6 protein-coding genes and 1 pseudogene are annotated in these 5,455 nt (G+C 71.8%); 3 read left to right on the top strand and 4 right to left on the bottom strand.

The window, feature by feature from the left end:
• Window positions 1–322: 322 nt before the first annotated feature.
• A complete protein-coding gene (locus tag ACH5AF_RS35260; protein WP_398907630.1) occupies window positions 323–1,294 on the bottom strand; it encodes a hypothetical protein in 972 nt (323 codons plus the stop codon).
• Between the two features lie 104 nt (window positions 1,295–1,398).
• Window positions 1,399–2,019 carry a nucleoside/nucleotide kinase family protein gene (locus ACH5AF_RS35255; protein ID WP_398907628.1) on the bottom strand — a complete coding sequence of 207 codons (621 nt, stop codon included), beginning with the start codon at window positions 2,017–2,019 and terminating at the stop codon, window positions 1,399–1,401.
• Window positions 2,020–2,063: 44 nt separating this feature from the next.
• Between ACH5AF_RS35255 and ACH5AF_RS35250 the strand changes: the two genes are divergently transcribed.
• Window positions 2,064–2,453: a VOC family protein gene (locus tag ACH5AF_RS35250; protein ID WP_398907627.1), complete on the top strand. Its 390-nt coding sequence runs from the start codon at window positions 2,064–2,066 to the stop codon at window positions 2,451–2,453.
• Window positions 2,454–2,464: 11 nt separating this feature from the next.
• Window positions 2,465–2,890 carry a hypothetical protein gene (locus tag ACH5AF_RS35245; RefSeq protein WP_398907625.1) on the top strand — a complete coding sequence of 142 codons (426 nt, stop codon included), beginning with the start codon at window positions 2,465–2,467 and terminating at the stop codon, window positions 2,888–2,890.
• Here ACH5AF_RS35245 and ACH5AF_RS35240 read toward each other — a convergent pair.
• Window positions 2,853–4,049 (bottom strand): lactonase family protein, encoded by a 1,197-nt coding sequence (locus ACH5AF_RS35240; RefSeq protein ID WP_398907623.1) that lies wholly within the window; start codon window positions 4,047–4,049, stop codon window positions 2,853–2,855. The genes ACH5AF_RS35245 and ACH5AF_RS35240 overlap by 38 nt on opposite strands.
• Window positions 4,050–4,323: 274 nt before the next feature.
• Here ACH5AF_RS35240 and ACH5AF_RS35235 point away from each other — a divergent pair, with 274 nt between their 5' ends.
• Window positions 4,324–5,229 (top strand): poly-gamma-glutamate hydrolase family protein, encoded by a 906-nt coding sequence (locus ACH5AF_RS35235; RefSeq protein ID WP_398907621.1) that lies wholly within the window; start codon window positions 4,324–4,326, stop codon window positions 5,227–5,229.
• A 59-nt stretch (window positions 5,230–5,288) separates the two neighbouring features.
• Here the strand turns inward: ACH5AF_RS35235 and ACH5AF_RS35230 are convergent.
• Window positions 5,289–5,455 (bottom strand): annotated as a pseudogene (locus tag ACH5AF_RS35230) (IS5/IS1182 family transposase); the annotation flags it as partial.

The raw sequence follows: 5,455 nt of genomic DNA, 5'->3' as shown, positions 1-5,455 counted from the left end.
GCGAGCGTTCTGTGGGCACTTCTGCGTGACGGACGGGTCTTCACCTCCGCCCCGCCGGTCACGCAGGCGGCTTGACTTCGTCATTGAGACTCCCGCGTGACGGTCGTGGGGCTCGTGCCCGGCCTGCGCGTCTGCCCCTCGGGGCATTGTGCCCGCCATCCTCCTGCGGGCCACCGACGCGCGCGGGGGCGGCCTACGCGATCCGGCCGGGCGGACGTGATGCGGCCCGGGCGGACGTGATGCGACCAGGTCGGCCGGGTGGGCCGACCGCGCGAGGGTCAGCCGTCACGCCCGGTGATGCGACCGGGTCGGCCCCGCGGGGTCAGCCGTCGTCGCCCCGCCGTCCGCTCTCCTCGGTGACCAGCCGCTCCAGGAGCTCGTGGAATTCGTCGCCGACCATGATCCGCAGCCCTTCCCCCTCCTCGTCGCGGTCGCTGAGCTGTGTCAGGGTTCCGGCACGCCACCAGTAGACGTAGGGACTGATGGCGCCCGGCGTGTCCTCGTAGCCGGTGGCCGCGAAGGAGGCCATGGCGTTCAACGCCGGGATCATGCCGGTGTCGTGGATGGCGTGGAAGGCGAGCTGATGACGGAACGGGATCGCCACGAGCGCGCCGTCGGCCGTCAGCTCCTCGCCGGTGACCTGGCGTACGAGGGACTCCAGCGCGAGGACCCTGCTCGCGGTGTAGAAGGAGTCCCCGAGCACGACCTCGAAACGCATTCCCTCGTCGTCGGCGACGGTCTCGTGGGCCTCGATCGGCAGGCCGCGCAGGTTGTAGAGCGCCTGGTCGCGGAGGTAGGGCAGGTCGCCGAGCGGTTCGAGGGCCTCGTCGGTGAGCATCATGACGCTCTCGGGGAGGTCGAGGGCGAGGATCTCGAACAGGCCGGGCGCGAGGGTGCGCGCGTACCCGAAGCTCTTCGGATCGAGTCCCTCGGCGCCGACGACGCGGGGGTAGAGCTGGGCACGGATCTGCTCGGTGGGCAGGGTCTCCAGCGCGGACGGCGCGTCCATGGTGCGCAGGACCATGCCGACGTGCTGGCGGACGAGTTCGGGCCAGGCGCGCGGGCCGCGTTCGTCGTTGTGGCAGACGGCGGCGAGGTTGCCGAGGCCGAACTGACGGCCCGCGCTGTCGGACACCATGTCCGAGTAGACGGTCACCTCCAGGCCCGCTTCGGCGAACGCCTCGCGCACGAGGCCGCGGAAACGCGTGCCTTCGCCCGCGGAGAAGAAGGCGAACTCGGGGTCCCGGGGCGCATCGCGTCCGTCACGCTTCGGCCCTCGCCGGAACAACCCCACACCGACCGCCCTTCCTGCCTGCCACTCGCCACATGTCCTCCTTCGAGCCTACAGAGCGCAGGTGAACGGCGGGGCGGGCAGGTTCGGTAGGCCCCGAAGGGCTGTCAGCTCGCCGTGACCACGAGATCCGCCCGGTCGCGCCCGAGGCCGATCAGCCGGGCGTTCACCTCGTCGGACTCGCGGACCCAGCGCTCGGCGTACGGCCGCTCCTTGCCGAAGGACACATGCCGGTCGACGAGCCTGCGCACGCGCGTCCGCTCGTCGAGTTCCAGGAACCAGATCTCGTCGACGAGGGGGCGCACGCGGGCCCACTGCCCTTCGTCGTGGAGGAGGTAGTTGCCCTCGGTGACCACGAGGGGAACGGCGGGCCCGACGGGGATGCTGCCCGCGACCGGCTCCTCGAGCCCGCGGTCGAACGCGGGCGCGTAGACGGTGGTGTCCGGCTCAGGCGTACGCAGCCGGGCGAGCAGCGCGGCGTATCCGGCGGCGTCGAAGGTCGCGGGTGCGCCCTTGCGGTGGGCGAGGCCGAGGCGCAGCAGTTCGCTCTGGGCCAGGTGGAAGCCGTCCATGGGGACGAGGACGGCGAGGCCGTCCAGCGCGGTGACCAGGTGCCGGGCGAGTGTGGACTTGCCGGCGCCGGGCGCTCCGGCAAGACCCAGGATGCGGCGCCGGCCGGGGACGGCGAGGGCACGGGCGCGGTCCAGGAGATGCGGCGGGAACGTCATGGAACGCATTGTTCCACCTCTAGTCATACGTATAACCTCATTCCATGTCCTTCATCGCCCTGGTCTCCCTCGTCGTCCGCGACTACGACGAGGCCATCGCCTTCTACACCGGCGCCCTCGGTTTCGAGCTGGTCGAGGACACCGACCGCGGGAACTCCTCGCGCTGGGTGGTGGTCCGCCCGCCCGGCGGCACCGGCGGCACGGGCCTGCTGCTCGCCCGTGCCAAGGACGACACCGAGCGCGCGAGCGTGGGGGCGCAGACGGGCGGCCGGGTCGGCTTCTTCCTGCACACCGACGACTTCGCCCGCGACCGTGCCCGGATGTCGGCGGCGGGGGTGCGCTTCCTGGAGGAGCCGCGGTACGAGCCGTACGGCACGGTCGCGGTCTTCGAGGACCTGTACGGCAACAAGTGGGACCTCCTGGAGCCCCAGTAGGCTTCGGCCGCATGACCGATCCCGCCCTCGAACTGCTCCGCGAGCGACCAGACCTGGCCGAACTGGCCGCATTTCCCTTCAACTTCGACATCGGTCGCGCCTACCACGTCGAGGACGTGCACCTGGCGTCCGGTGCGTCGCTGGAGCCGGTCGCCGGTGACGACACCGGCGGCACGTACTTCGTCTGCGAGGACGGCACGGTTCTCCACGCCTCCTCCGAGGGAGATGCCGCAGTGGTCGGCGGCAGCGTCTCCGAGGCGCTGGAGGTCGTCATCGGGCTCCCCTGGTACTGCGAGGGGATCCTCCCCGACCTCGACGAGGCAGCGCTGCTCGCCGCGGTCGGCGTGGCGGACGACTGTCGACACGGGCCAGGTGGGCGGTCGCGGCCCTGCCGAAGATCTAGAGCGGCAGCGCGCACGCCGCCGCGGGGAACCTGAACGCCTCATCGGCCGACCGGAGTTCGCCCGTTCGCGCGTCCACGTGGAAGACGGTGACGGTGCCGGAGCGCTGGTTCGCCGCGAAGAGCAGACGGCCGGAGGGCGACAGGGCGATCTGGCGGGGGAAGTCGCCGCCGACCGGCACCGTGTCCAGCAGCCTCAGCCGGGCGCCGCCGGCCTCGACGGCGTACCGGGTGAGCGTGTTGGGGCCGCGGTTGGCATGGTAGGCGTACGCACCGTTCAGCGTCACCACGAGCTGTGCCGGGTAGCTGGTGCCGGGGCCGGTGCCGGTGGACTGCGGCTCGCCGGGCCGCAGCGTGCCGGTCGCGGGGTCGTAGGCGCAGACCGTCACCGTGTTGTCCAGCTCGTTCGCGAGGTACGCGTGGCGGCCGGACGGGTGGAAGGTCAGGTGGCGCGGACCCGCCCCGGGGCGCACGGTCACGCGGGAGACCTCCGTCAGGGCCCCGGCCCGGGTGTCGAGGCGGTAGGTGTACACGGTGTCGTTGCCGAGATCGACGGCGAGGACGTGGCGGCGGTCTGGTGTGGTGATGATCTGGTGGGCGTGCGGCGAGGTGCCGGTGTGCCGGACGAGGTCCGTTCGTTCGCCGAGCGCGCCGGAGTCGTCGATGGGGTGGACGGCGACGCTGCCGGACCCGAAATTGGCGCTGAGCAGCCAGCGCCCGGAGGGGTGCACGGACAGATGGGCGGGCCCGGCCCCGCCCGTGGACCGGCTGCCCAGCACCCGGTGGTCGCCGTCGTCCGCCAGACGCACGGCGGTCACGGCACCGGCCGCACGCTCGTTCACGGCGTACAGGGTCCGCCCGGAGGGATGCACGGCCAGGTACGAGGGGTCCCCGACACCCTCGATGCCGCCCACCCCGGTGATGCGTCCCGTCGTCTCGTCGTACGCGGCGACGCCGATCCCCTTCCCGCCCCCGTCGACGGAGGTGTACGTCCCCAGATACAGGGGCCGGACCCGCCGGGCAGGGGACGTGGGCGCGACCGGCGCCTGCGACCGCGCCCGTGGTCCGGGTTCCTCGGCCGCCCCGCACGCGGGCAGCACGGCTACGGCGGCGACGCCCGAAAGACCTTGGAGAAAACGACGCCGGCTTGTCGCTCCCACGTTGCCCATGCCCAGCAGCCTAGCCACGAGCGGCATCCGGCACAGGGTCGGTCACTGTGCGTTCCCGCTCCTCCGCGACCGGATCCCCGGCCCGGGCGACGGCGAGGGCCAGGTCCGGCCGGCGGATCAGGTCAGGCCGGACAGGACCAGGCCGTGGGGCGGTCAGGTGATCGGCGAGTCGACTGGGTCGTCTCTTTCGGATCACCGCCGGGACCCACGACGGCGCGCCGCCGGGTCGACGACAGCCCGGTTGTCATGCCCAGAGGAACCCGCCGCAAGGCGCCGTCGGGCCATGATGCAGGATCGCCCCGTGAACAACACGAGCAGACGCACCGTCCTCGCTTCCGTCGCCGCCGTCGCCGCCGGTCTGCCCACCCTCAATGCCGTGATGGGCAGCGGCGCCACGCCGGCCGCGGCAGCCGACCAGTACGGGTCCAACACCGAGTTGTACACCCGTACCGCGGCCAAGGAGGGCACCGACTGGATGCGCCGGTTCCGCATCGGCGCGCCGGCGCAGGTCACGGACAATGCCCGCAGCACGAGCAGCCCCGTCAGCAGTACGGCGGTGGTCGCGCCGCACGGCGGTGGGATCGAGGCGGGCACGAGCGAGCTGTGCATGGCCATCGCCGGTTACACGCCCTTCGACGCCGACACCGACCCGGGGAGCGCGGCGGTACCGGGAGAACGGCAGCGGGACTATTGGATGTTCGAGGCCCTGGCCAACTCCGCCGCGCAGCACGTCACCTCAACCCACTGCGACGACCCGGCCGCCCTCGCCGTCTGCGCCAACAACCTGTACGCCGTCTCCCTGCACGGCTTCGACGACACGGCCACGAAGAAGATCATCATCGGGGGCCGGGACGAGCGTCTCAAGCGCAACCTGCTGGCGGCCTTCACGAAGTACGGTCTCACCTCCCCCACGACCAACGCCGATTGGGACGTGACCGTGGTCTTCGCGGGCGCCACCGACCCCCTCAACGGCGACGACCCGGCCAACATCGTCAACCGCACCCGCACCGGCGCCGGTGCCCAGCTGGAGCTGTCCACGGCGCTGCGCAAGGCGATGTTCGGTGATTTCTCAGGCGGAGCCAAGCGCAGGACGACGGCCGGCGTGCCGAGCGCCGGCAGCCCGTACGCCGACCACTTCTGGAACGGTTTCGTGAGCGCCGTCCGCGAGGCGATCAAGAACCACGAGCTCGGCCTCGACTCCCTCTAGAAGGCTGCTGAAGATCTTGTCGAAAGGCTGTCCGGCCGCAGGCTGGCCAGCCCCTTTCGCTATGCGGTGGCCGGGGCGAGATGCCAGGTGTTGCTGGCCCGGGTGAGTCCGAGGTTGATCAGGCGGCGGACGTTGAGGGCGGCGGCGCGGTGGTGGAGCCAGAGGTTGTTGGCGATGACGCCGCGGTAGGGCACCCGGCGGTTGCCCTTGGCGACGAGCCAGGCGA

Origin of the sequence: Streptomyces sp. NPDC018833 (genome assembly GCF_044390825.1) — a bacterium.
Classification (GTDB): domain Bacteria; phylum Actinomycetota; class Actinomycetes; order Streptomycetales; family Streptomycetaceae; genus Streptomyces.
This window is presented reverse-complemented; position numbering and strand designations above follow the sequence as displayed.